Consider the following 666-nt stretch of genomic DNA (forward strand, 5'->3'; position numbering starts at 1 on the left):
CTTCCGCAAACCCTGATGTGAAAGACGACTGACTTGAAGAAGCTTGTGACCAGTTCCTCCGCGCCTGACCGCGACGCTTTCGAGGCGGATTTCATCTACGGGCCTCGGCGGCGCGAGCGATTCGCTTGGTTTGTCGCGGCCGCAGGCGTTTTGGTCGGCGTGACGGGCATGGTCGCGGGCGCGAGCCTCTTTCCGCTCAAATCCACCGAGACCTTCGTTGTCGTGGTCGACAAGGAAACCGGCGAGATGGACCGGGTCGCCGCCGTGCAGGCGCTGTCGCTTTCCGAGAGCGATGCCATCATCCAGGCCAACCTCGTGGCCTATGTCGATGACCGCGAGACCTATGACCTGACCGATGGCGAACAGCGCATAAACTCGGTCCTCGATCGCTCGGATGGTGATGCCGCCCGCACATTGCGCGATCTCTGGTCTTCGACCAACGAGGACTACCCGATCACCGTCTATGGCCGCGACGCCAAGATCGAGGTGGTGATCAAGTCGGTGAACCAGATCGAGCGCGGCGTGGCCCAGGTCCGCTTCACCCGCACGCTCCGCCGTCCCCGCGACACCCGCACTGTCACCCGGTCCTATGTTGCGACCGTCGGCTACGACTTCCAACCCGAAACCCGCCAGCGCCTTCAGGACGTCTGGGCCAACCCCTTGGGC

General features: G+C 63.5%; 1 protein-coding gene. It reads left to right on the forward strand.

The window, feature by feature from the left end; translation table 11 throughout:
• Positions 1-33: 33 nt before the first annotated feature.
• The coding region (locus C8029_RS04380) for a VirB8 family type IV secretion system protein (protein WP_152002347.1) at positions 34-666 on the forward strand (633 nt) is incomplete at its 3' end.

The sequence above is a fragment of the Roseobacter sp. TSBP12 genome (assembly GCF_009129705.1).
Lineage (GTDB): Bacteria > Pseudomonadota > Alphaproteobacteria > Rhodobacterales > Rhodobacteraceae > Celeribacter > Celeribacter baekdonensis_A.